Source organism: Actinoplanes sp. NPDC000266 (assembly GCF_042899005.1).
In the GTDB taxonomy this organism is placed as follows: domain Bacteria; phylum Actinomycetota; class Actinomycetes; order Mycobacteriales; family Micromonosporaceae; genus Actinoplanes.
The window spans coordinates 440,411-461,548 of record NZ_JBIAZI010000008.1 but is presented as its reverse complement, the minus strand read 5'-3'; the positions used below and the strand labels follow the sequence as shown (position 1 = coordinate 461,548).

The 21,138-nt window shown below is 70.9% G+C and carries 18 protein-coding genes; 11 read left to right on the top strand and 7 right to left on the bottom strand.

Annotation, left to right across the window (positions count from 1 at the left end):
- Window positions 1-341: 341 nt before the first annotated feature.
- Together ACFY36_RS32495 and ACFY36_RS32490 are read right to left on the bottom strand one after the other, a co-directional pair.
- On the bottom strand, window positions 342-800 hold the full coding sequence (locus tag ACFY36_RS32495; protein WP_499749732.1) for a ribosomal maturation YjgA family protein: 459 nt from the start codon (window positions 798-800) through the stop codon (window positions 342-344).
- Window positions 801-822: 22 nt separating this feature from the next.
- A complete protein-coding gene (locus tag ACFY36_RS32490; RefSeq protein ID WP_499749731.1) occupies window positions 823-2,010 on the bottom strand; it encodes an MFS transporter in 1,188 nt (395 codons plus the stop codon).
- Window positions 2,011-2,076: 66 nt separating this feature from the next.
- Here ACFY36_RS32490 and ACFY36_RS32485 point away from each other — a divergent pair, with 66 nt between their 5' ends.
- The gene (locus tag ACFY36_RS32485; protein WP_499749730.1) at window positions 2,077-3,096 is read left to right on the top strand and encodes an ArsR/SmtB family transcription factor; all 1,020 of its coding nucleotides are present in this window, start codon (window positions 2,077-2,079) and stop codon (window positions 3,094-3,096) included.
- Here the strand turns inward: ACFY36_RS32485 and ACFY36_RS32480 are convergent.
- Window positions 3,041-3,904, bottom strand: a complete 864-nt coding sequence (locus ACFY36_RS32480) for a phosphotransferase family protein (RefSeq protein WP_499749729.1) — start codon at window positions 3,902-3,904, stop codon at window positions 3,041-3,043. The two genes, ACFY36_RS32485 and ACFY36_RS32480, sit on opposite strands and share 56 nt — an antisense overlap.
- 14 nt (window positions 3,905-3,918) lie before the next feature.
- On the opposite strand from ACFY36_RS32480, the gene ACFY36_RS32475 reads away from it, so the two are divergent.
- Both ACFY36_RS32475 and ACFY36_RS32470 read left to right on the top strand, forming a co-directional pair.
- The gene (locus tag ACFY36_RS32475) at window positions 3,919-4,092 is read left to right on the top strand and encodes a hypothetical protein (protein WP_499749728.1); all 174 of its coding nucleotides are present in this window, start codon (window positions 3,919-3,921) and stop codon (window positions 4,090-4,092) included.
- 29 nt (window positions 4,093-4,121) lie between these two features.
- Window positions 4,122-4,409 (top strand): DUF1905 domain-containing protein, encoded by a 288-nt coding sequence (locus tag ACFY36_RS32470; protein ID WP_499749727.1) that lies wholly within the window; start codon window positions 4,122-4,124, stop codon window positions 4,407-4,409.
- Here the strand turns inward: ACFY36_RS32470 and ACFY36_RS32465 are convergent.
- On the bottom strand, window positions 4,381-5,040 hold the full coding sequence (locus ACFY36_RS32465; protein ID WP_499749726.1) for a TetR/AcrR family transcriptional regulator: 660 nt from the start codon (window positions 5,038-5,040) through the stop codon (window positions 4,381-4,383). The genes ACFY36_RS32470 and ACFY36_RS32465 overlap by 29 nt on opposite strands.
- Window positions 5,041-5,142: 102 nt before the next feature.
- Here ACFY36_RS32465 and ACFY36_RS32460 point away from each other — a divergent pair, with 102 nt between their 5' ends.
- Window positions 5,143-6,621, top strand: a complete 1,479-nt coding sequence (locus tag ACFY36_RS32460; protein ID WP_499749725.1) for a DHA2 family efflux MFS transporter permease subunit — start codon at window positions 5,143-5,145, stop codon at window positions 6,619-6,621.
- A 68-nt stretch (window positions 6,622-6,689) separates the two neighbouring features.
- Here ACFY36_RS32460 and ACFY36_RS32455 read toward each other — a convergent pair whose 3' ends face one another.
- The 3 genes from ACFY36_RS32455 to ACFY36_RS32445 all read right to left on the bottom strand — a co-directional run bounded on the left by ACFY36_RS32455 (window position 6,690) and on the right by ACFY36_RS32445 (window position 9,266).
- Window positions 6,690-7,043, bottom strand: a complete 354-nt coding sequence (locus ACFY36_RS32455; RefSeq protein ID WP_499749724.1) for a hypothetical protein — start codon at window positions 7,041-7,043, stop codon at window positions 6,690-6,692.
- A gap of 161 nt (window positions 7,044-7,204) precedes the next feature.
- Entirely contained in the window at window positions 7,205-8,227 is a 1,023-nt protein-coding gene (locus ACFY36_RS32450; RefSeq protein ID WP_499749723.1) for a LacI family DNA-binding transcriptional regulator, read from the bottom strand.
- Window positions 8,228-8,243: 16 nt separating this feature from the next.
- A complete protein-coding gene (locus ACFY36_RS32445; protein ID WP_499749722.1) occupies window positions 8,244-9,266 on the bottom strand; it encodes a LacI family DNA-binding transcriptional regulator in 1,023 nt (340 codons plus the stop codon).
- Between the two features lie 177 nt (window positions 9,267-9,443).
- On the opposite strand from ACFY36_RS32445, the gene ACFY36_RS32440 reads away from it, so the two are divergent.
- The 7 genes from ACFY36_RS32440 (at window position 9,444) to ACFY36_RS32410 (ending at window position 21,097) form a co-directional block, all read left to right on the top strand.
- On the top strand, window positions 9,444-10,361 hold the full coding sequence (locus ACFY36_RS32440; RefSeq protein ID WP_499749721.1) for a carbohydrate ABC transporter permease: 918 nt from the start codon (window positions 9,444-9,446) through the stop codon (window positions 10,359-10,361).
- Window positions 10,358-11,179 (top strand): carbohydrate ABC transporter permease, encoded by an 822-nt coding sequence (locus ACFY36_RS32435; RefSeq protein WP_499749720.1) that lies wholly within the window; start codon window positions 10,358-10,360, stop codon window positions 11,177-11,179. Before ACFY36_RS32440 ends, ACFY36_RS32435 begins: the two co-directional genes overlap by 4 nt.
- The gene (locus ACFY36_RS32430) at window positions 11,176-13,776 is read left to right on the top strand and encodes an alpha-L-rhamnosidase (protein WP_499749719.1); all 2,601 of its coding nucleotides are present in this window, start codon (window positions 11,176-11,178) and stop codon (window positions 13,774-13,776) included. Before ACFY36_RS32435 ends, ACFY36_RS32430 begins: the two co-directional genes overlap by 4 nt.
- 20 nt (window positions 13,777-13,796) lie before the next feature.
- On the top strand, window positions 13,797-15,053 hold the full coding sequence (locus tag ACFY36_RS32425) for an ABC transporter substrate-binding protein (protein ID WP_499749718.1): 1,257 nt from the start codon (window positions 13,797-13,799) through the stop codon (window positions 15,051-15,053).
- A gap of 3 nt (window positions 15,054-15,056) precedes the next feature.
- Entirely contained in the window at window positions 15,057-16,274 is a 1,218-nt protein-coding gene (locus tag ACFY36_RS32420; RefSeq protein WP_499749717.1) for a glycoside hydrolase family 1 protein, read from the top strand.
- Between the two features lie 71 nt (window positions 16,275-16,345).
- Window positions 16,346-19,426: a family 78 glycoside hydrolase catalytic domain gene (locus ACFY36_RS32415; protein WP_499749716.1), complete on the top strand. Its 3,081-nt coding sequence runs from the start codon at window positions 16,346-16,348 to the stop codon at window positions 19,424-19,426.
- A gap of 57 nt (window positions 19,427-19,483) precedes the next feature.
- A complete protein-coding gene (locus ACFY36_RS32410) occupies window positions 19,484-21,097 on the top strand; it encodes a carboxylesterase/lipase family protein (RefSeq protein ID WP_499749715.1) in 1,614 nt (537 codons plus the stop codon).
- The last annotated feature ends 41 nt before the right edge of the window (window positions 21,098-21,138 follow it).

The window sequence follows — 21,138 nt, the reverse complement described above, 5'->3', positions numbered from 1 at the left end:
CCCTCGTCTTCGAGCAAGCGCTCAAAATAGCTTTCACGACGACGCCGCGTGGTGTGGCACACTTCCGCCCGTGACGGACGATGCCGACGTGACCGCCGTGGTGCGGGCGGCCGGTCGCGTCGCGGCGGCGGCCGGGATGCTGGGAGTGCTGTGGCATCTGGCGCTGGCCGGGGAACACGCGCGTCACGCGCCGGTCATCACCGCCGGATTACTGGTGCTGTCGCTGGTCTGCGTGCGCTGCGGCGTCCACCTGTGGCGCAGGCCGGGCGATAGGGGCGCCTGGCGCGATCTGATCGTGCTGGCCGTGGTGATGACGGCGATGCACGCGGCGGCCGCCGGGCTCACTCCGGCCGCGCTGATCGTGCCGGTCGCGCAGGCCGGGCTCGCGCTCGTGGCGCTGGCCGGGCGCGCGACCGGCTCTCGACCATGCGGTGCGCGACCACGAGCGGAACGACGCCGATGACGTACCAGACCAGGTCCGTGGGGTCGAAGGCGACGCCCAGAGCCAGACGGGCCAGTGTGCTGCGCGCGGACAGGGCGGCCGGCACGCCGGTGAGCTGGAAGAGCTCGACGGCCCAGCAGAAACCGATGGCCGCGAGGCCGGCGCCGGCCGGTCTCGCCGTGGGCCACAGCAGGAACACTCCCGCGTAGACCATGCTCGCGTAGAGGGCGGTTCCCGAGTACTGCGCGAGGGCGCCCGAGCTGTCCAGCACTCCGCCGCCCGCCGCCAGCAGCCGGATTCCGAGGGCCACGGCCAGAAACCCGGCCGCGGCGACGGCCGCTGTCACCCTTGTCCGCACAAGGGAACGATACGAATGCCGATCAAGAGCGGGGGCGCAACGCCGGGGCGATCAGGACGGTGGCCGCGCCGGCCACGGCGATGGCCAGGGTCGGCGTGGTCGCCTCGGCCACGACGCCCAGCAGCAGGGGGCCGACACCCTGCAGGGCCATCAGGCCGGTGGAGAACAGGGCGAAGAGCTGGCCCCGGCGGTCGGCCGGGGCGGCCTCCAGGAAAGCCCGTTGCACGCCCAGCCCGTAGGCGTATCCGGTGCCGGCCAGGACCAGCAGGGCGACCACGACCGGGAGCGGCGGGGCGATCAGCAGGACGATCAGCGGGGCGCCCAGCACGACCACGAAGGCCCCGGCGAGACGCTCCCGCAGGCTCGGGCGCAGGAAGCGGCCCACCACGAAGTTGCCCAGCAGCATGCCGACGGCCGGCGCGGCCATGAGGATCGCCCCGGCCCCGGCCGGGAAGCCGCGCTTGCCCCCGTAGGAGACCAGCAGGGCCTCGGCGCCGGCGATCAGGGCCGAGGGCAGCCACTGGACCAGGAGCAACCGGCGGATCGTACGGTCGGAAAGCATCGACCTCGCACCCACCCAGCTGTCGCGGACCGCGCCGCCCTTCGCCGGCGCGGCGGCGGTGTCGCGCGGAAGGCCGAGGCGGGCGGCCGCGGCGGCGACGACGAAGCAGACGGCGGCGACCAGCAGGGCCGAGCGCGGCCCCATGGCGGCGACCGCCACGCCGCCGGCGGCCAGGCCGAGCAGCTGGGCGGCCGAGGAGGACATGTTCGAGACGGAGCGGCCCAGCACGTAGGCGTCGCCGGTCAGCCGTTCGGCGATCACGCGGGCGGCGGCGCCGGCGAAGACCGGGGTGCCGGTGGCCAGCACGGCCACCAGCAGCAGACTCGCGGCCACCGGCAGGTGGGCCAGCCCCAGCAGGGCGGCCAGCGCGGCCTCGACCGCGTAGCCGACGGTGATCAGGCGGCGGGCGGGCAGCCGGTCGGTGAGCGAGCCGAGCAGGAGACCGCCGGCGAACTGGGGCAGGAAGCCGGCGGCGAAGGCCAGGGCGCTCAGCAGGGGCGAGCCGGTGCCCGCGTAGACCAGCACGGAAAGGGCGAAGATCTGCAGCGAGGTGGCGCCGATGGCGAGCGTCCGCGCGATGAACAGGGCGCGGAAGGACGGCTCGGCGAACACCTCGCGATAGGTGGCCGGTCGGTCGGCGACAGTCATGCGCTGAGCCTGCGGCGGCCCGCCGCGAGGGGCGAATGTTTCGTTGCTGGGCGTAAGGTCGAACGGGTGCGGCGGTTCCTGGTGGGTGCGGAAGACCTGTTGCGTACGAGGTTCGCGCTGTCGCCGGTCTTCGAGCTGCACCACCTGATCCACGCGGTGGCGGGCACCCAGCGGCAGGGGGTGCCGGAGGCGTGGCTGCGCCGGCTGCGGCCCCGTTTCGAGCCGATGCGCTCCCGGCCGGCCATGCAGGCGATCCTGGCGTTGCGGCTGCCCCGGTCGGGGGCGACGTTCCTGACCCCGCCGCCGCGCCGGCACGGGCAGACGATCGAGGACGACCTGCGGGAGCTTCGCGGTGGGCCTCGCGCGGCCGTACAGGAGGAAATCGCCTTTTATCTGCGGCGGCGGCCGGACACGCCGGCGGCCGCGCGGAAGGTGCTGGCGGCGGGGAATGTGCTGGACCGGCTGGCCGGCCAGCTCGAGGAGGCGTGGCAGGCCCTGCTGGCCGACGACTGGCCCCGGCTGCGGCTGCTCTGCGAACGCGACATCGTGCACCGGGGCGGCGAGTTGAGCCGGTCGGGGTGGGAGGCGGCACTGACCGGGCTGCATCCGAAGGTGCGGTGGCGCGACGGCGGCATCGACCTGATCGGGCGGCCGGGAGGGGACACGCCGCTGGAGGGCGAGGGGTTGCTGCTGGTGCCGTCGGTGTTCATCTGGCCGGAGATCGCGGTGTACGCCGACGCGCCGTGGCCGAAAGCGATCGTCTATCCGGCCCGGGGCGTGGCGACGCTGCTCGAGAACGGGCCGCCGCGGGCGCCGGACCAGCTGTCGGCGCTGATCGGCCGGTCGCGCGCCCTGCTGCTGGTCACGCTGGCCGAGCCGGCGAGCACAAGCCAGTTGGCCCGGGCGTACGGGATGACGGTGGGCGCGGTGGGCGACCACTTGAAGGTGCTGCACGGGGCGGGGCTGGTGGAGCGGGCCCGCGACGGGCGCTCGGTGCTGTACAGCCGGACGGCCCTGGGCGACGCGCTGATCAGAGTGTCACCGCCAGCCATTCCTCGAGGCGGTGCCGGGCCTGATCGTCGGTGACGAGCCGGCCGCAGTCGCGCCAGGGCTGGGCGACCTTGGCCGGGTCGGGAAGGTATCCGACGATGTCCATGACGGTCCAGTACGGGCTCTCCGCGTCCGGCCCGGCCGTCCGCCGGCGGTAGGCGCCGGTGAAGGCGGTGGCGGCCGCGATGCCGTGCAGCATGGCCAGATAGGTGGCGGCGTGCGCGACGTCCAGGCCGGCCGGGCCCCACGAGGCCTCCACCCAGTCGACGACCCCGGTGACCTCACCCCGCGACCACAGCACGTTCCCCAGATGGAAATCGCGGTGCAGGAAGGTGCCGCGGAAGTCCGGCGGTGGCTGCTCCAGGACGCGGAAGGCTTGTTGCCAGAGGGCGGGCCGCCGGGACCACTGTGGAACGACGCGCTTGCCCGGCGGAGCCCACGACTGGTAGTCGCGAGGCCGGTCGGCGACGCGATGAATGTCGGCCAGCAGATGGGCCAGGGGTTCCACCACCTCGGTGGTGTCGAGGCGGAGCCGGCCCGGCAGCCATGACATCAGGTGGGCCGGCGAGCCCGCGCCGGCGCCGGTCACGTCCAGGGCGAGGCTGCGCGCGACCGGGATCGACGACCCCGCGAGCGTTTTCTGGACGGCCGCCTCCCGGTTCAGAAGGCCGTCGGCGTGCCGGCGCCACGGATCCTTGGTCAGCAGACGCAGGACCGCGCGCTCCCCGTCGTCCCCGTCCAGGCGCAGCACGGTCGACGTCCAGCCGCCGGTGAGGGGTCGCACCCCGGTCACCCGGCGCCCCCACACCGATTCCGCCCATCGCACGCCGGCATCCACACTCATGCTTGGATCATGCCGTGTCTGTGATCCTGGACGCCTTCCGGCTCGAAGCGCGGGCGCTCACCGCGGCGGCGGCGACCTTCACCGAGGGCGAGTGGACCAACGCCAGTCGCATCGACCTGGCCCGCGCCCATGCCGCCGGGCATCCCACCGCGGCGGCGCTCGGTATCCGCCGGCTCACCCTCGGCTAGCTGTGGCGGAGCTTCAATAAGGTGGGCCCATGGACATGGAGTTCGCGGGGGAGATCTGGTTCTGGCGGGGGCCGGCGCCGTGGCACTTCGTCACCGTGCCCGAGGACGAGTGCCGCGAGATCGAGGCCGCGTCGTCGCTGGTGAGCTACGGGTGGGGGATGATCCCGGTGACGGCCGAGATCGGTGGCACCGGATGGACGACCTCGCTGTGGCCCAAGGACGGGCGCTACATCGTGCCGATCAAGACCGATGTGCGGCGCAAGGAGGGGCTCGACGTGGGGGAGACCGTCACGGTGCGGTTGCGGATCGGGGCCTGACCGCCGGGACGCAGTCGTTCAGCATGCCGATCACCTCGTCGCGGGTGAGCGGATCGCCGAGCGGCGCGTTGCGCGAGCAGGCCCGCAGGCCGTCGATGACCAGGCGCAGATAGCGTTCGTACGCCTGCAGTCCCGCCCCGCCGATGTCGCTGACCATCGTGAAGATGATGGGCACGTCGGTGGCCTCGAAGTCGGCGCGCAGCGTGCCCTCGGCCTTGGCCCGCGCGACCAGCTCCGTGATCACCGTCTCCATCCGGTCGCCGGCCTCGGGGAACCGCTTCTTCATGCCCAGGCTGAGCATGGCGTCGCGCAGGCCCCGGTCGTCGGAGTGGGTGCGGCAGGCGACCGTCATGAAACGGGTCAGGCCGTCCCAGGCGCTCGGCTCGGCCAGGCACTCCTCGGCCAGGGTCACCATGCCCGCGATGCGCTCGGTGAACAGGGCCTCGACCAGCGATTCCTTGGTCGGGAAGCGGCGGTAGACGGTGCCCACGCCGACGCCGGCGTGATGGGCCACGTCGTCGAGCGTGGCGGCGAAGCCGCGGGTCGCGAAGACCTCGCGGGCGGCCTCGAGGACGCGCTCCCGGTTGCGCTGGGCGTCCCGCCGCAGCGGGCGGGAGGCGGTGGCTGGCATGTGGCCAAGCGTACATCTAAACGGAGGAGACTTCTCAACTTCCGTTGCTACGCTGCGTTATGTGGAGGGGCAACCTCAACTTACGTTTCCGGAAGGCACTCGATGACCACCGCTGTTGATCAACTCGAAACACGCGAGACGGGGACCACGGGGCGCTGGTGGGCGCTCGTGGTCCTCGCCCTCGCACAGCTCATGGTGGTGCTCGACGCCACGATCGTGAACATCGCCCTGCCGACCGCACAGGCCGACCTCGGCTTCAGCGACGCCGACCGGCAGTGGGTCGTCACGGCGTACGCCCTCGCCTTCGGCAGTCTTCTCCTGCTCGGCGGCCGGCTGGCCGACTTCATCGGCCGCAAGCGCATGTTCCTCATCGGCCTGATCGGCTTCGCGCTGGCCTCGGCCCTCGGCGGCATCGCACAGAACCTCGAGGTGCTGATCGTCGCCCGCGCGCTGCAGGGCGCCTTCGGCGCGGCCCTGGCGCCGGCCGCGCTCTCGCTGCTGTCGACAACGTTCACCGAGCCCACCGAGCGCGGCAAGGCGTTCGGCATCTTCGGCGCCATCTCCGGCGCCGGCGGCGGCATCGGCCTGCTGCTCGGCGGCGTCCTGACCGAGTACGCCTCGTGGCGCTGGTGCCTCTACGTCAACCTGGTGATCGCCGCGCTCGCCGTGCTGGGCGCCTCGCTCAAGCTCAAGGACGAGCCGGTGGCCCGCCACGGCAAGCTCGACCTGATCGGCACCGTCACCGCCGTCGTCGGCCTCGTGGCCCTGGTCTTCGGCCTGGCCAACGCGGAGACCGACGGCTGGACCGCGGCCAAGACCCTGGGCCCGATCATCGTGGGCGCGATCGTTCTGATCGCCTTCGTGTTCGTCGAGCGCCGCGTGGCCAACCCGCTGCTGCCCCTGCGCGTCGTGCTCGACCGCAACCGCGGCGGCTCGTACGCCTCGATCGCCATCGCGGGCGCCGGCATGTTCGGCATCTTCCTGTTCCTGACGTACTACCTGACCGCGGTGCTGGGCTTCACGCCGGTCAAGACGGGCCTGGCCTTCCTGCCGATGCTCGGCGCGATCATGCTGACCGCGACGACAGCCGGCTCGATCCTCACCCCGAAGATCGGCCCGCGCCCGCTGGTCCCGCTCGGCGCCTTCGTCGCCGCGGCCGGCATGGTCCTGCTGACCAGGCTCGACCTCGATTCGACGTACGCCTCGGGCGTGCTCCCCGGCCTGATCATCATCGGCCTGGGCCTCGGCCTGGTCTTCGCCCCCACGCAGAACGCCGCCACCAGCGGCGTCGAGCACCGCGACGCCGGCGTCGCCTCAGCGATGATCAACACCGTCCAGCAGATCGGCGGCTCGATCGGCACGGCCCTGCTGAGCTCCTTCGCCGCGACGGCCGCCACGAACTACGCGTCGTCGCACGCCCCGTCCCCGACCTTGGCCGCCGAGGCCGCCATCCAGAGCTACACCACGGTCTTCTGGTGGTCGGCCGGCTTCTTCGTCCTGGCCGGCATCGTCGCCGCGGTCCTGTTCCGGACGGGCCCGCTCGACGTGGACCCGGACGCCCCTCCGGCCATGGCCCACTGACCCACCGACCCACTGACCCACTCGCAAGGGATCCCCGGCCGCGGTTCGCGACCGGGGATCCGGCGCTTTCAGGGGCAGTTGTGGAAGCCCGGCGTGGCCTTGAGCCGGCCGTTGGATCCGGGGCCGATCTTCACCTTCAGGCACTGACCGTGGTTCAGTGCGATGCTGACGGTCGCCGCGCTGACTTCCAGGCTTCCCGTCGTCAGCGGCCCGAATCCCGGAATGAAGAAGGCGGGGATTCCGGCGATGGTCATGCCGTCCTTGATGTCGCTCGTCTCGCTCTTGTTGAAGTACCAGGTGCAGCTGATGATGCCGCAGTTCCGCCGGGCGGCGTTCGCCGGCGAGGCCGGAACGGCGATCGCGGCCACGACGGTCGCGGCTGTGGCGACGCCGGCGAACTTCACGAGATTGCGCTTGCGCATGAGGGGAGACCTCCGGTTGGGGTTATCCGGATATTTCTGATTATCCGGATACCCGAGGAGGATGCCCCCGCGCTGATGGCCTCCGCGCTCCCTCGATCGAGCGATGATCGGGCGAACGTCCGTTCACGGTGGCGGGTCGAAGGAGGCTTTCCGGCGAGCGGTCAGGATGACACGGGGCCGGTGGTGCGGCGGACGGTCAAGGTGGGGGAGAGCTTCACCTGCACCGTGCGGCGGGTGCGGTCGGTTATGCGGTCGACCAGCAGGCGGGCCGCGTCGGTGCCCATGCGGCGGCCGTCCTGATCGACGCTGGTCAGCGAGATCGGGCCGAAGGCGGCCAGGGCGCTGTTGTCGTAACCGGCCACCGCGATGTCGCCGGGGACGGTCAGGCCCGCCTCGGCCACCGCCTCCAGCGCGCCCAGCGCGACCACGTCGGCGCCGGCGAAGATGGCCGTGGGGCGCTGGGGGCGGGCCAGCAGCTGTTTCGCGCCCTGGTAGCCGCCGTCGTGGGTGTAGCTGGTCGAGGCTATGTCGATCTCGGCTTCCAGGCCCCGGCGGCGCATCGCCTCGCGGTAGCCCTCGGCTCGCTGGGCGTTGGGCATCTCGCGCAGGCGTACGGCGTCGGTCTCGTGGTGTTCGATGTGCGCGATGCGGCGGTGGCCCAGGTCGGCCAGGTGGTCGACGACCAGCGCGGCCCCGGCCACGTCGTCGTCGGTGACCGTGTCGTAGGCGGACGAGGCGCCGTGCCGGCCCACCACCACCGTCGGCACCCGGCCGGCGACCTCGGTCAGGCGTTTGCGGGACGAGACCGGGGCGATCAGGATCAAGCCGTCCATGCTGCGGTCGATCATCGCGTCGATGACCCTCGCCTCGGCCTTCTCGCCGTTGCAGCCGGTCGCCATCAGCACCTGATAGTCGGTGTCGCCGAGGTGGGCGTCCACGCCGTCGAGGATGTCGGCGAAGAACAGGTTCCGCAGTTCGGGGACCATCACCCCGATGGTGTACGTCTGCCCGCGCAACCCTCGGGCGGCGGCGTTGGGACGGTAGCCGAGCTCGGCGATGGCCTGCTGCACCTTGGCCCGCATGGCGGGGCTGGCGCCGTACGCGTTGCGCAGCACCTTGGAGACGGCCGTGGTGGACACCTGGGCGTGCCGCGCGACGTCGACGATGGTGACCCGCTTGTCCATGACGAGAGCCTACTGATCAGCTCGGCGGCGCGGTCGTGGCCCGTGGCACCAGCGCCGGTGAGAGCCGCACCTGCGACGTGGGCCGCTCCCGATCGCCGACGCGGTCCAGCAGCAGCCGGGCCGCCTCGGCGCCCATCTGGTGGCCGGCCTGGTCGACCGTGGTCAGCGAGATCGGGCCGAACGAGGCGAACGCGGTGTCGTCGTACCCGGCCAGCGACACGTCGGCGGGCGCCGACAGGCCGGCCTCGCTCAGGGCGTCGAAGACGCCCATGGCGACGATGTCGGCCCCGGCGAAGATGGCCGTGGGGCGGTGCCGGCCCGACAGCAGCTCCCGTGCGCCGAGGCGACCGCCCTCCCGGGTGTAGGACGTGGCCGCCACGTCGATGTGCTCGGCCAGGCCGTGCGCCCGCATCGCGTGCCGATATCCGTCGGCCCGGCGGGCGTTGGGCATCTCGAGCAGGCGTACGGCGTCGGTCTCGTGGTGTTCGATGTGGGCGATGCGGCGGTGGCCGAGCCCGGCCAGGTGGTCGACGACCAAGGCGGCCCCGGCGAAGTCGTCGTCGGTCACCGTGTCGTGGTCGGGGGAGTGGCCGTGGCGGCCCACCACGACCGTCGGGACGGTCCGGGCCACGCTCCGCAGGCGCGGGCGGGACGAGACGGGCGCCACGAGGATGACGCCGTCCATGCTGCGGTCGATCATGGCGTCGGTCAGCCGGGCCTCGGCCGCCTCGTCGTTGCCGGACGAGGCCAGCAGAACCTGGTAGTCGGTTTCGGCCAGGCGTTCGGCGACGCCGTCGAGGATGTCGGCGAAGAACGGGTTGCGCAGGTCGGGCAGCAGCACGCCGATCGTGTACGTCCGGCCGCGCAGGCCGCGGGCCGCCGCCGACGGCCGGTAACCCAGCTCCTCGATAGCCGCGCGGACCCTGGCCCGCATCTGCGGGCTGGCGCCGTAGGCGTTCCGCAGCACTTTGGACACCGCGGTGGTCGAGACGCCCGCATGCCGTGCCACGTCGACGATCGTGACCCGCCGACTGACCATCACCGCTCCTTGCCGACAACCAATGGAAAACGTTGCCCAGCATAGACCTTGACTTGTTTCGCCATACGCTCGTAAGGTCGGCGAAACATTGAGAAAACGTTACCCACGCCACTCGCTGGCGCGGTGCTGTTGTCGGCTCCAGATCTGCTGAAACGATTCAAGTCAAAGTGGGTTGCCGTGTCTCTTGATCTCCGAACCCGTCCCCCCGAGGGCGCGACCCGCGCACCCCGGTCGCGGCGGCCGCGGGTGACCCCGCCCTGGTGGTTCACCCTTCCGGCGCTGCTGCTGTTCGCCTTCGTCGTGCTCGTCCCCAGCGCCCGTGGCGTCTACTACGCCTTCACCGACTGGGACGGCCTCGACCCCGACTTCGCCTTCGTCGGCCTGCGCAACTTCACCGACATGCTCGGCGACGAGGACGCGCTCCAGGCCATCTGGCACACGGTCCTGATCGCGGTGGCCATCACGGTCATCCAGAACGGGATCGGGCTGCTGCTCGCCCTCGGCGTCAACAGCATGATCAAGACCCGGAACGTCCTGCGGGTGCTGCTGTTCGCGCCGGCGGTCGTCACCCCGATCGTCACCGCCTATCTGTGGCGCAACCTGCTCGGCCCCGACGGCGCGGTCAACGCGGTGCTCGGGCCGTGGGGCCGCGACTGGCTCGGCGACCCCGATCTGGCCCTGTGGATGATCGTGGTGGTCGTGGTCTGGCAGTTCGCGGGCTATTCGATGGTCATCTTCCTGGCCGGCCTCCAGTCGATCCCGCGCGAGATCTACGAGGCCGCCGCCATCGACGGCACCGGGCCGGTCCGCCGCTTCTTCTCCATCGTCCGGCCGCTGCTGGCGCCGGCCATCACCATCAACCTGATGCTGTCGATCATCGGTGGGATCAAACTCTTCGACCAGGTGTACGCCCTGACGGGTGGCGGCCCGGGCCACGCGACCGACACCATCTCGACGCTGATCTACAAGGACGCCTTCACGCTCGGCGAGTTCGGATACAGCATCGCCCTGGCCGTCGTCCTCACGATCATCGTGGCCATCGCCTCCGGCGCCCAGTACACCTTCCTGTCCCGCAACGAGAAGGCGGCGTCGTGAACCGCTACACCAGGCGCACGTTCGCCCTGGAAATGGTCATGATCGCCGTCGGCGTGGTCTTCGCCTTCCCGGTCTACGTCCTGGTCAACCTGGCCGTCCGGCAACCCTCGGACACCTCGTCGCCGATCAGCCCGACCACCTCCCCGACCTTCGCCAACTTCACCGGCGCCTGGCGCGAGGCCGGCCTGGGCGGCGCCCTCGTCAACAGCGTGCTGGTCACCGTGGCCAGCGTCGCCATCGTGCTGGCCGTCTCCGCGCTGGCCGCCTATCCGCTGGCCCGCTCCACGGCGCGCTGGTCGCGCGGCACCTTCCTGCTGATCATGCTCGGCCTGGTCCTGCCCTTCCAGCTGGCGTCCCTGCCGCTCTATCAGACCGTGCGCGATCTGGGGCTGCTCGGCTCCGTCTGGTCCCTCGTCCTCTTCTACTCGGGCCTTCAAGTTCCTTTCACGACCTTCCTGTACGCCGGTTTCCTGCGCGCCCTTCCCCGCGACTTCGAGGAGGCGGCCTCGATCGACGGCGCCACGCCGTTCACCACGTTCCGCTTCATCGTGCTGCCCATGCTCAAACCGGTCACCGTGACGGCCCTGGTCCTCAACGCGGTCGCCGTCTGGAACGACTTCTTCACGCCGCTGCTCTACCTCAGCGGCAGCGACCAGCAGACCGTCCCGGTCGCGGTGGCCGGCTTCGTCGGCCAGTTCGTCTCCGACTGGAACCTCATCTTCGCCGCCCTGCTGATCAGCATCGTCCCGGTCCTGGCGGTCTACCTGGCGCTGCAGCGCAGCATCATCAACGGCTTCGCCGGAGGGCTCAAAGGATGACACCGTACCGCCTCACGACCGAACAACTCACCGAGCCGCTCGGCCTCGGCGAACCACGCCCGCGGCTGTCCTGGAAGCTGGCGGGCGACCGGCCGGGCGCGGCGCAGAGCGCCTACCGGATCACGGCCACCGTGGAAGGCGCCGACCGTCTCGTGTGGGACAGCGGCCGCCGCGAAAGCGACGAGACGCTGCTGATCGCGTGGGACGGCCCGGCGCTGGCGTCGGCGACCCGCTATCACTGGCGCGTCGAGCTCTGGGACGAGCACGGCGATCCGGCCGGCAGCGCGCGGACCTGGTTCGAGACCGGGCTGCTGCACCGCGACGAGTGGAGCGCGGTGTGGATCGGCCGGGACCCGGTCAGCCTGCCGATGGTCGACCCGCCCACCGACGAGGAACGGTCCTTCCCCGACCCGGCCACCGCGCCGCTCTATCTGCGCCGCGCCTTCGACGCGGCCGAACGGCCGGTGCGGGCCCGGCTCTATGCCACCGCTCGCGGTGTCTACGAACCCGCCCTCAACGGTGAGCGGGCCGGGGATCTCGAGCTCGCCCCCGGCTGGACCGAATATCACCAGCGGCTGCAGTACCAGACCTACGACGTCACCGAGCAGGTCCGGGCCGGCGCCAACACGATCGACGCCGTCGTCGCCGACGGCTGGTGGGCGGGTCATGCCGGCTTCGACCCGAGCCGGCCGGCCCGGCACTACGGCCTGGCGCCGGCCTTCCTGGCCCAACTGGTGCTCGACTTCGCCGACGGCTCCCGCCGGGTGGTAGCCACCGGCGACGGCTGGGAGGAGGGCGACGGCCCGATCCGGGCCGCCGACCTGCTCATGGGGGAGTTCGTCGACGCCCGCCGCTCACCGTCCTACCGGCCGGCCGCCGTGCTCGACGAGGAGCCCGGGCCGCTGGTCGCCGAACCCGACCAGCCGATCCGGGTCGTCGACGACATTCTCGCCACCCGGGTGTGGCGGCACGGCGACCGCTGGCTCGCCGACTTCGGCCAGAACCTCGTCGGGCGAGTGGCGCTGACCGTGCGGGGCGCCGCGGCCGGCGACCGGATCGTCCTGCGGCACGCCGAAGTCCTCGACGGCGACGGCGACCTCTACCTGGCCAACCTGCGCCGGGCGGCGGCCACCGACACGTACGTCAGCGCGGGCGGCGGGACCGAGGTGTTCGAGCCGCGGTTCACCTTCCACGGGTTCCGCTACGCCGAGGTGAGCGGCTATCCGGGCGAGCTGACCGAGGACGACCTCGTGGCCCGCGTCGTGCACAACGATCTGCCGTACACGGGCCGCTTCGCATGTTCCGATCCGATGGTCAATCAGTTGCAGGCCAACATCGTGTGGGGCCAGCGCGGCAACTTCCTGGCCGTTCCCACCGACTGCCCGCAGCGCGACGAACGGCTCGGCTGGCTGGCCGACGCGCAGGTGTTCGCGCCGACCGCGACCCGCAACGCCGACGTGTCCGCGTTCTTCGCCCGCTGGATGAAGGACGTGGTCGACGGGCAGGACGCCGACGGCGCTTTCCGCGACGTGGCCCCGATTCTCGTGCTCGACCGCGAGGGCGCACCGGCCTGGGGCGACGCCGGGGTCATCATCCCGTGGCTGCTCTGGCGGACGTACGGGGACCGGCGCGTCCTCGAGCGCAGCTTCGGCGCCATGGTCGCGTGGGTCGCACACGTCCACCGCCACAACCCGGATCTGCTGTGGCGCCACCGGACCGGCAACTCGTACGGCGACTGGCTCCAGGTCAACGCCGAGACGCCGCGCGATCTGCTGTCCACCGCCTATTTCGCGCACAGCACCCGGATCGTCGCCGACGCCGCCCGCGTCCTGGGCCGGGACCCGCGGCCTCACGACGAGCTGCACGCGCGGATCCGGAGCGCCTTCGCCGGGGCGTACGTCGAAGACGACGGAAGCGTGACCGGTGGCACCCAGACGGCCTACCTCCTGGCCCTGGCCTTTGATCTGCTCCCGGCCGATCGCGTCGCCGCGGCCGTGGACCATCTGGCCTCCGACATCGAGAAGCGCGGCAACCGGCTCACCACCGGCTTCGTCGGGGTGTCGCTGCTGTGCCCGGTGCTGACCGAGCACGGACGCGCCGACCTGGCGTACGCCCTGCTGCACCAGGAGGAGTTCCCGTCCTGGGGCTACTCCATCCGGCATGGCGCCACCACCATCTGGGAGCGCTGGGACGGCTGGACCGAACACGGCGGTTTCCAGTCGGCCGCGATGAACTCCTTCAACCACTACAGCCTCGGCAGCGTCGGCGACTGGCTCTACGGCCGCGTCGCCGGCATCGGGCAGGCGCCCGGCTCCATCGCATACAAGGAACTGCTCCTGCGGCCACTGCCGGGCGGCAAGCTCACCTGGGCCCGCGCCGAGCAGGAGACCGCCCGGGGGCTCGTGTCGTGCGGCTGGTCGCTGGACGGCGACCGGCTCACCGTGACCGTCACCGTGCCGCCCGGCAGCACCGCGATCCTCGAAATCCCCACTCCCGACCCGGACAGCGTGCGCTGCGTCCCGGTCGCGCCGTCGGCCGGCGGAGCCACCCTCCGCCTGGTCTCCGGCCGTTACACCGTCACCGCCACCTCTTATTGATCTCCAACGTGGGAGAGCTCATGAAGAAAAGTCTCAGCGCCGCCCTCACCGCCGTCCTGCTCACCGCCGCGTGCAGCAGCGGTACGGGTTCGAGCGCGTCGAACGAATCCGACAACAAGACCCTCACCCTGGCCTCGGTCGACCAGGGCTCCATCGAGGACGTCATCAAGGCGTTCGAGACGGCCAACCCCGGCGTGAAGGTGAACTTCACGACGAGCGGCGCCGACCAGTACCAGGCCCAGATCCGCACCCAGCTGTCGTCCGGCACCGCCCCCGACGTGATGACCGTCTGGCCCGGCAACGGCAACCCCGGCGCGACCTATGTGCTGGCCAAGCCCGGCTATCTGCTCGACCTGTCCGACCAGCCGTGGGCGGGCAAGCTGCCGGACGCGTTCAAGCAGGTCGCCCAGTACGAGGGCAAGACGTACAACGCCGTCTTCGGCCTCAACGGCATCGGCGCCGTCTACAACGACGAGGCCCTGGCCAAGTCGGGCCTCAAGGCCCCCACGACCTGGACCGAACTGCTCAAGTTCTGCGGCGAAGCCGCCGCCAAGGGCACCCCTGCCTACGCCCTGGGCATCCAGGACAACTGGGTCACCCAGCTTGTCCTGTACGCCCTCGCGGCCACCACGGTCTTCGGCGCCGACAAGGACTTCGACGCCAAGCTGCAGAGCGGGCAGGCCACCTTCGCGAACTCGCAGTGGACCACGGCCATGGCCAAGTACCAGGAGATGTCCTCGGCCGGCTGCTTCCAGAAGAACCCGCTCGGCACCAGTTACGAGGCCAGCCAGGCCCTGGCCGCGACCGGCAAGACGCTCGGCATCGTCCAGGGCAACTGGATCATCGGCTTGCTCAAGCAGAAGAACCCGAACGGCAAATTCACCATGACCCCGCTGCCGGCCACCGACGACCCGGCCTCGTTCCTCATGCCCGCCGCGTCGGGCGCGGGCTACGGCGTCAACGCCAAGGCCAAGAACAAGGACCTGGCGCTCAAGTTCATCACCTTCATCATGTCGCCCGAGGGCATGAAGCTGTTCACCGAGAAGCAGGGCAGCCTGCCCACCCTGCCCGGCGCCGGCACCACGGTCGACCCCGGCCTCAAGCAGCTGACCACCTTCGTCGAGGAGAACCGGACGGTCCCGTTCATGGACCAGCTGTGGCCCAACGCCAAGGTGCAGCAGACCATGCTCAGCGGCCTGCAGGAGGTGTTCAGCAAGCAGGCCACCGCCGACCAGGTCCTCAAGGACATGGACACCGAATACCAGAAGGGCGCCTAGCCCGTGACGGACTTCCCCGGCGACTTCCTGTGGGGCAGCGCCACCGCCGCCCATCAGGTGGAAGGCGGCAACACCAACAACGACTGGTGGGACTTCGAGCACGACCCCACCACCGCGGCCCGCCAGTCGTCGGGTGACGGCATCGACCACTACCACCGCTACGCCGCCGATTTCGCGTTGCTGGCCTCGCTCGGGCACAACGCGCACCGGCTGTCGGTGGAGTGGTCGCGCATCGAGCCGGCGCCCGGCGAGTTCAGCCGGGCCGCACTGGCCCACTACCGGCGCGTGCTGACGGCGCTGCGCGACGAGGGCCTGACCGCCTTCGTCACGCTGCACCACTTCACGTTGCCGCGCTGGTTCGCCGCCCGCGGCGGCTGGCTGGCTCCGGACGCGGCCGCCACGTTCAGCCACTACGCGGCACGGGTGGCAGCGGAGCTGGGCGACCTGATGCCGTACATCTGCACCATCAACGAACCGCAGATGATCGCCCTGCACGGCTATTTGGAGGGCTATCACCCGCCCGGCGTCACCAACCCGATCCTGTGGAAACGCGCCGGCGAAGCCCTGCTCGAAGCCCACCTGCACGGCGTGCAGGCGGTGCGCGGCTTCACCGGCGGCCGGGTCGGGCTGGCGGTGCAGCTGCCGCTGCTGGCGCCGGTGCGTGAAGGGCCGTTCTTCGACGAAATGCGCTACGAGATCGTCGACCGGTATCTGGACAACCTCACCGGGCCGGACGCCGGGGACTGGCTCGGCGTGCAGTACTACCGCAAACAGTGGGTCGACCCGGACTCGCCCACGTTCTTCGGCAAACCGCCGCCGGGCGTGCCCGTCACCCAGATGGGCTGGGCCGTCCACCCCGACGGGCTGCGGGAGATGCTGCACCGCGCCGCCCGCACCGGACTGCCGCTGTACGTCACCGAGAACGGCATCGCCACCGCGGACGACACCGAGCGTGTGTCCTATTTGGAAGGGCACCTGCGGGCTCTGGTCCAGGCCCGGGCCGAAGGAGTCGATGTACGCGGCTACCTGCATTGGTCGGCCTTCGACAACTTCGAGTGGAGCGAAGGCTACCGCCCGAAGTTCGGCCTCATCGCGGTCGGCGACGACTTCACCCGTCACCCCAAACCCAGCGCGTACGCCCTCGCCCGCGTCGCCCGTTCCGGGCGGCTCGACTCCCTTGGAGAAAACGGAGGGACCCCCGCGGGTAGGCCCGCGCGCTGAACGTTCGTCAGTTTCCCACCACGGATGGAGAAGGAAGTCTGATGTCACCGATCAGAAGACCTGTGACCCTCATGACGACAGCAATACTGCTCACGATCGGCGTCGCTGTGCCGGCGTCCGCCCACTCAGGATCGGCCGGGGACGTGCGGGTCGAACGGCTCAGCGTCGACGGCCGCTACGACTCGCCGCTCGGGCTCGACAGTCAGCGGCCCACGCTGGCCTGGCAGATGGACGAGGTCCGCTGCCGGCCCGGCGTGCGGGTGTGCCCGGGTGACCGCCAGACGGCGTACGAGATCCAAGCCGCCGCAACCACGAACGACCTGAAAGCGGGCCGCCTGATCTGGCGAAGCGGCCGCGTCAGCGGCAGCGAGCAGCAGGCCCGGTTCGGCCGCGAGCTCAAGAGCCGGGACACCGTGGCCTGGCGGGTGCGGGTGTGGGACGCCAACCGCAACCCGTCGGCCTGGTCCTCGCCGTCGACGTGGTCGATGGGGTTGCTGAAGCAGAGCGACTGGGGCTCCGCGCGCTGGATCGACTATCCGGACCGGGCCGAGGGCCAGCCGATGCCGATCTTCGCGCGCCCGTTCGGGGTGAAGAAGAAGGTGGCCGGCGCGCGGCTCTACCTTTCCGGTGTCGGGCTGCACCACGCGACGCTGAACGGCCGGGAGATCACGTCGGAGGTGCTCGCGCCGGGCAACTCGAACTACCAGCTGTCCAGCGAGTATCGGACGTACGACCTGACCGCGGCTGTGCGCGGCGGTGCCAACACGCTCGGCGTGGAGCTGGGCAACGGGCCGGCCTACGTGCGCCGCAGCGTCACCAATCCGGCCGTGGGCCGCACCTCGCCCTACTCGTGGTGGCAGAGCCAGCTCAAGGGCAACGGCACCCTGACCGCGGCCGCGCCGGTCGGAGCCCTGACGATTTCCGTTAGTGACACCAACGGATACCACGTCGGCGGCACGGTCAACGTGGACACCGGCGGGGGAGGGGACCGGCTGGAGTCGCGGGTGATCACCGCTATCGGCACGGGGACCATCACGTTCACCGGCGCCTTGGAGAAAGATCACGAGGCCGGGGCCAAGGTGACCGGCTCGGGCAACAACATCGCGGCCAGCGACGCCAGCGCGGGCGCGGCCGTCACGCCGCGGTTCATCGGCCGGCTGGAGATCACCTATCGGGACGGGAGCCGGGACACCATCGTCACCGACCGGTCGTGGCGGACCGCGCTCGGCCCGCTGGTGACCGACGCCTGGTATTCAGGATCGGACTACGACGCGCGCCGGGAGCAGCCGGGCTGGAACGTTCCAGGCGCCGATCTGAGCGCCGGTGCCACGCGCCGGGACGGCACGCCGACCGGCTGGATCGCCGCGGGGTTCGCGCCGCCGCCGAACCTGGCCACCCAGTTGGTCGCGCGCGCGGCCGAGCCGGTCACCGTGCAGGAGACGTTCAAGCCGTTGAGCGTCACCAACCCCGTACCCGGAACATGGGTCTTTGACTTTGGGCAGAACATCACCGGCTGGCCACGGCTGAACGCGTCGGGACTCCCGGCCGGCACGACGGTCAAGATGCAGCCGGCCGAGTCGCTCAACCCGGACGGCACGGTCAACCAGGCGTCGCTGATGGGCGGCGGCGGATCCCGCGGCGTCGACCTGTTCACCACGTATACGACCTTCGGCGGGCGTTCGGAGACCTGGCACCCGAACTTCAACTACTTCGGCATGCAGTGGGTCCAGGTGACCGGTCTGCCCGCCGGCTTCGCGCCGGGGAAAGACCTCGTCACCGGCGTGCGCCTGCAAGCGGACACGCCCGTGGCCGGCACCTTCACCTCATCGAACGCCCGGGTGAACCGGATCCACACGATGGCGCGGTACTCGTTCGCGAGCAACATCATGAGCGTGTTCACCGACTGCCCGGGCCGGGAGAAGCTGTCCTACCCGGCCGATTACACGATGCCGATGGCCTCGATCGAGCGGAACTTCCAGCTCGACGCGTTCCTGCGGACCACCATGCGGCATCTGGTCGAGGGGCAATCGCTGGCGGACACCCCGATGTACGGCAACGTGGCGCTGAAGACCCCGGTGTACGACTGGGGTTACTCGGGCCGCTTCGGCGACGAGATCAACTGGGGCAACGCGATCGTGCTGGTCCCGGCGATCCTCGAGCAGCTGTACGGCGACCCGGCCCTGATGAGCGCGAACTACGACCGGATGGTGCGGTTCGTCGACTACATCCAGCGGCAGAAGGCGCAGGGTTTCATCGTCGACGCGGCGCTGGGTGACTGGGTCGGCGACGAGCCGACCTCCGGGCGGATCACCGGAACGTGGGGCTACTACCTGACCGCGCAGGCCATGGCCCGCGCCGCCAAGCTGACCGGCCGCACGGATGACGTGTCCAAGTACGAGACGCTGGCCGCGAACATCAAGACGGCGTTCAACGCGTCGTTCTTCAACGAGGCGCTGGGCCGCTACACGGCCACGGGCAACGCCGGTACCGAAGGTGCGTCGCAGACGGCGCAGGCGCTGGCCCTCGACGCGGGGCTCGCCCCCGACGACCAGCGCGGCAAGGTGCTGAATGCGCTTGTCGAGCTCGTGTACGCGTACCACCCGAACGGCACCGGCCCGCACCTCAGCGGCGGCACCCTCGGCATGGGGCCGATCGTCCGGGTCTTGATGAACGCCGACCGGGACGACGTGCTGTGGGAGACGTTGCAGCAGAACGACCAGCCCTCGTACGGCTACTTCATGGCCTCGACACCGGCCAACCCGGGCGGCATGACGACGATGGGGGAGCGCTGGAACCGCGGCGACTCGAAGAACCACATGATCCTGGCTCAGATCGAGGAGTGGTTCCACGCCGGGATCGCGGGCATCGGGGTCTCCGGCGATCGGCTGGTCTTCAAGCCGAAGCCGGTCGGTGACCTGACGAACGCGGCCGGCACCTACGAGACCCGGCAGGGAACGGCCCGTAGCAGCTGGACCAAGAAGGACGGCCGGTTCGCCCTGACGGTGACCGTCCCGGCCAACACGACGGCCGAGGTCTGGGCTCCGGCCGGGAGCAAGGCCTCCGGCCGCGCCACCTTCCAGCGGACCGAGGGCGCCTACGCGGTCTTCTCCGTCCCGGCTGGAACGCACCACTTCACCGTGTCCGCCAAGTAGCAACGATGGCGGGAGGGCCGTTCGCGGCTCTCCCGCCTCTCACCCGAGAGGTTGCACATGAGCTCAGGAATGACCCGCAGGACGTTGATCGGCGGTTCCCTGTCCGCGGCGGTGGTGGCGGGACTGCCGCTGCCGGCGCAGGCACACGGCACCGGGCGCACGGACGAGGCGGCCACCCGCTACGGCCGGGTGCGCGGCCGGCGCGAGGACGGCATCGTCAAGTTCCTCGGCGTCCCGTACGCGACGCCGCCGTTGGGCCGCCTTCGCTTCAAGGCCCCGAAACCGCCGCAGCCGTGGCGCGGTGTCCGCGACGCGGTGGACTTCCCGAACCCGGCGTTCCAGGTGGCCGGTGGTGAGATGGGCCCGCAGGGCAACGGCCGGATGCCCGCGCCCTCAGAAGACAGCCTCTACCTCAACATCTGGACTCCGGCCGCCGACCGTAAGCGCCGCCCGGTGATGTTCTACAACCACGGCGGCGGCTACATGATCGGCTCCGGCTCGGCCACCGGCCAGGACGGCTCCAACTTGGCCAAGCTGTACGACGTGGTGGTGGTCGAGTCCAACCACCGTCTCGGCCTGCTCGGCTACCTGTTCCTCGGCGACCTCGCCCATGGCGACTACGCCGCCAACCAGGGCATGCTCGACATCCTGGCCGCGCTGCGCTGGACCAGCGAGAACATCCAGAACTTCGGCGGCGACCCGGACAACATCATGGTCTGGGGCGAGAGCGGCGGCGGCGCCAAGACCGCGGCCGTTCACACGATGCCGTCGGCGTCCCGGCTGTTCCACAAGGCGTCCATCGAAAGCGCCGCCCCGCTGCGCTTCCCCACCCGAGACGGCGCCACCGCCCGCGCCGACCGCACCCTGCACCTGCTCGGGATAACCAAGGCCGACATCCCCAAGCTGTACGACATCCCCGCCGCCCGGCTCCTCGAGATCCAGGTGTCGGAGGCCGCCAACGGCGCCCCGCCGTGGGGCGACCCCGGCCTGCTGCCGGGTTTCGGCGCCTTCGTCGACGGCCGGATCATTCCGCGGCACCCGTTCGCCGACGGCGCTGCGCCGTTCTCGGCCGGCAAACCGCTGATGGTCGGCACCTGCCGCGACGAGACGGTGTTCTTCAGCCTGTTCGGGCCGCCGGACGTCTTCCGCATCGACGAGGCCGGCCTCCGGTCCCGGCTCAGCGGCACCTATCCGGGCGCCGAGCTCGACCGGATCATCGCCACCTTCCGCCGGTCCCGGCCGGGCGCCACCCCGGCCCAGCTGTACTTCGCCATCACCACCTCGCCCATCTGGCGAGACGCCATCAAAATCGCCGAAGTGAAGGCGGCCCAGCACCGCGCGCCCGCGTACATGTACCAGCTCGCCTACCCGGATCCGACGGTCGTGCCCGGGACGGACTTCCCGCTCGGCTCACCCCACGCCTCGGACATCCCGATGAAGTTCGCCAACGTCCCCGCGGACGAACGGCCGGGCAAGCGGGCCACTGCCCGGCATATGAGCGCCCTGTGGGCCGGCTTCGCCCGCCACGGCCACCCCACCGCACCGGGCGTGCCGAGGTGGCCCGTCTACACACCCCGCGACCGCGCCACGATGTGGATCGACGCCGACTGCCGGATCGTCAGGGATCCCGGCAAGGCCGAACGGCTGTTCTGGAAGGGGCGGGCCGGCTGACCGCGTGGGCCCGAGCGGCGGTCGTCGCGATCGGCCGTCGC

Excerpts from the sequence above, each read along its gene's own strand:
- ACFY36_RS32490 (WP_499749731.1), bottom strand. The coding sequence starts at position 2,010 with ATGACTGTCGCCGACCGACCGGCCACCTATCGCGAGGTGTTCGCCGAG.
- ACFY36_RS32430 (WP_499749719.1), top strand. The coding sequence starts at position 11,176 with ATGACACCGTACCGCCTCACGACCGAACAACTCACCGAGCCGCTCGGC.
- ACFY36_RS32470 (WP_499749727.1), top strand. The coding sequence starts at position 4,122 with ATGGACATGGAGTTCGCGGGGGAGATCTGGTTCTGGCGGGGGCCGGCG.
- ACFY36_RS32465 (WP_499749726.1), bottom strand. The coding sequence starts at position 5,040 with ATGCCAGCCACCGCCTCCCGCCCGCTGCGGCGGGACGCCCAGCGCAAC.
- ACFY36_RS32425 (WP_499749718.1), top strand. The coding sequence starts at position 13,797 with ATGAAGAAAAGTCTCAGCGCCGCCCTCACCGCCGTCCTGCTCACCGCC.
- ACFY36_RS32480 (WP_499749729.1), bottom strand. The coding sequence starts at position 3,904 with ATGAGTGTGGATGCCGGCGTGCGATGGGCGGAATCGGTGTGGGGGCGC.
- ACFY36_RS32445 (WP_499749722.1), bottom strand. The coding sequence starts at position 9,266 with ATGGTCAGTCGGCGGGTCACGATCGTCGACGTGGCACGGCATGCGGGC.
- ACFY36_RS32410 (WP_499749715.1), top strand. The coding sequence starts at position 19,484 with ATGAGCTCAGGAATGACCCGCAGGACGTTGATCGGCGGTTCCCTGTCC.
- ACFY36_RS32415 (WP_499749716.1), top strand. The coding sequence starts at position 16,346 with ATGACGACAGCAATACTGCTCACGATCGGCGTCGCTGTGCCGGCGTCC.
- ACFY36_RS32455 (WP_499749724.1), bottom strand. The coding sequence starts at position 7,043 with ATGCGCAAGCGCAATCTCGTGAAGTTCGCCGGCGTCGCCACAGCCGCG.
- ACFY36_RS32450 (WP_499749723.1), bottom strand. The coding sequence starts at position 8,227 with ATGGACAAGCGGGTCACCATCGTCGACGTCGCGCGGCACGCCCAGGTG.
- ACFY36_RS32460 (WP_499749725.1), top strand. The coding sequence starts at position 5,143 with ATGACCACCGCTGTTGATCAACTCGAAACACGCGAGACGGGGACCACG.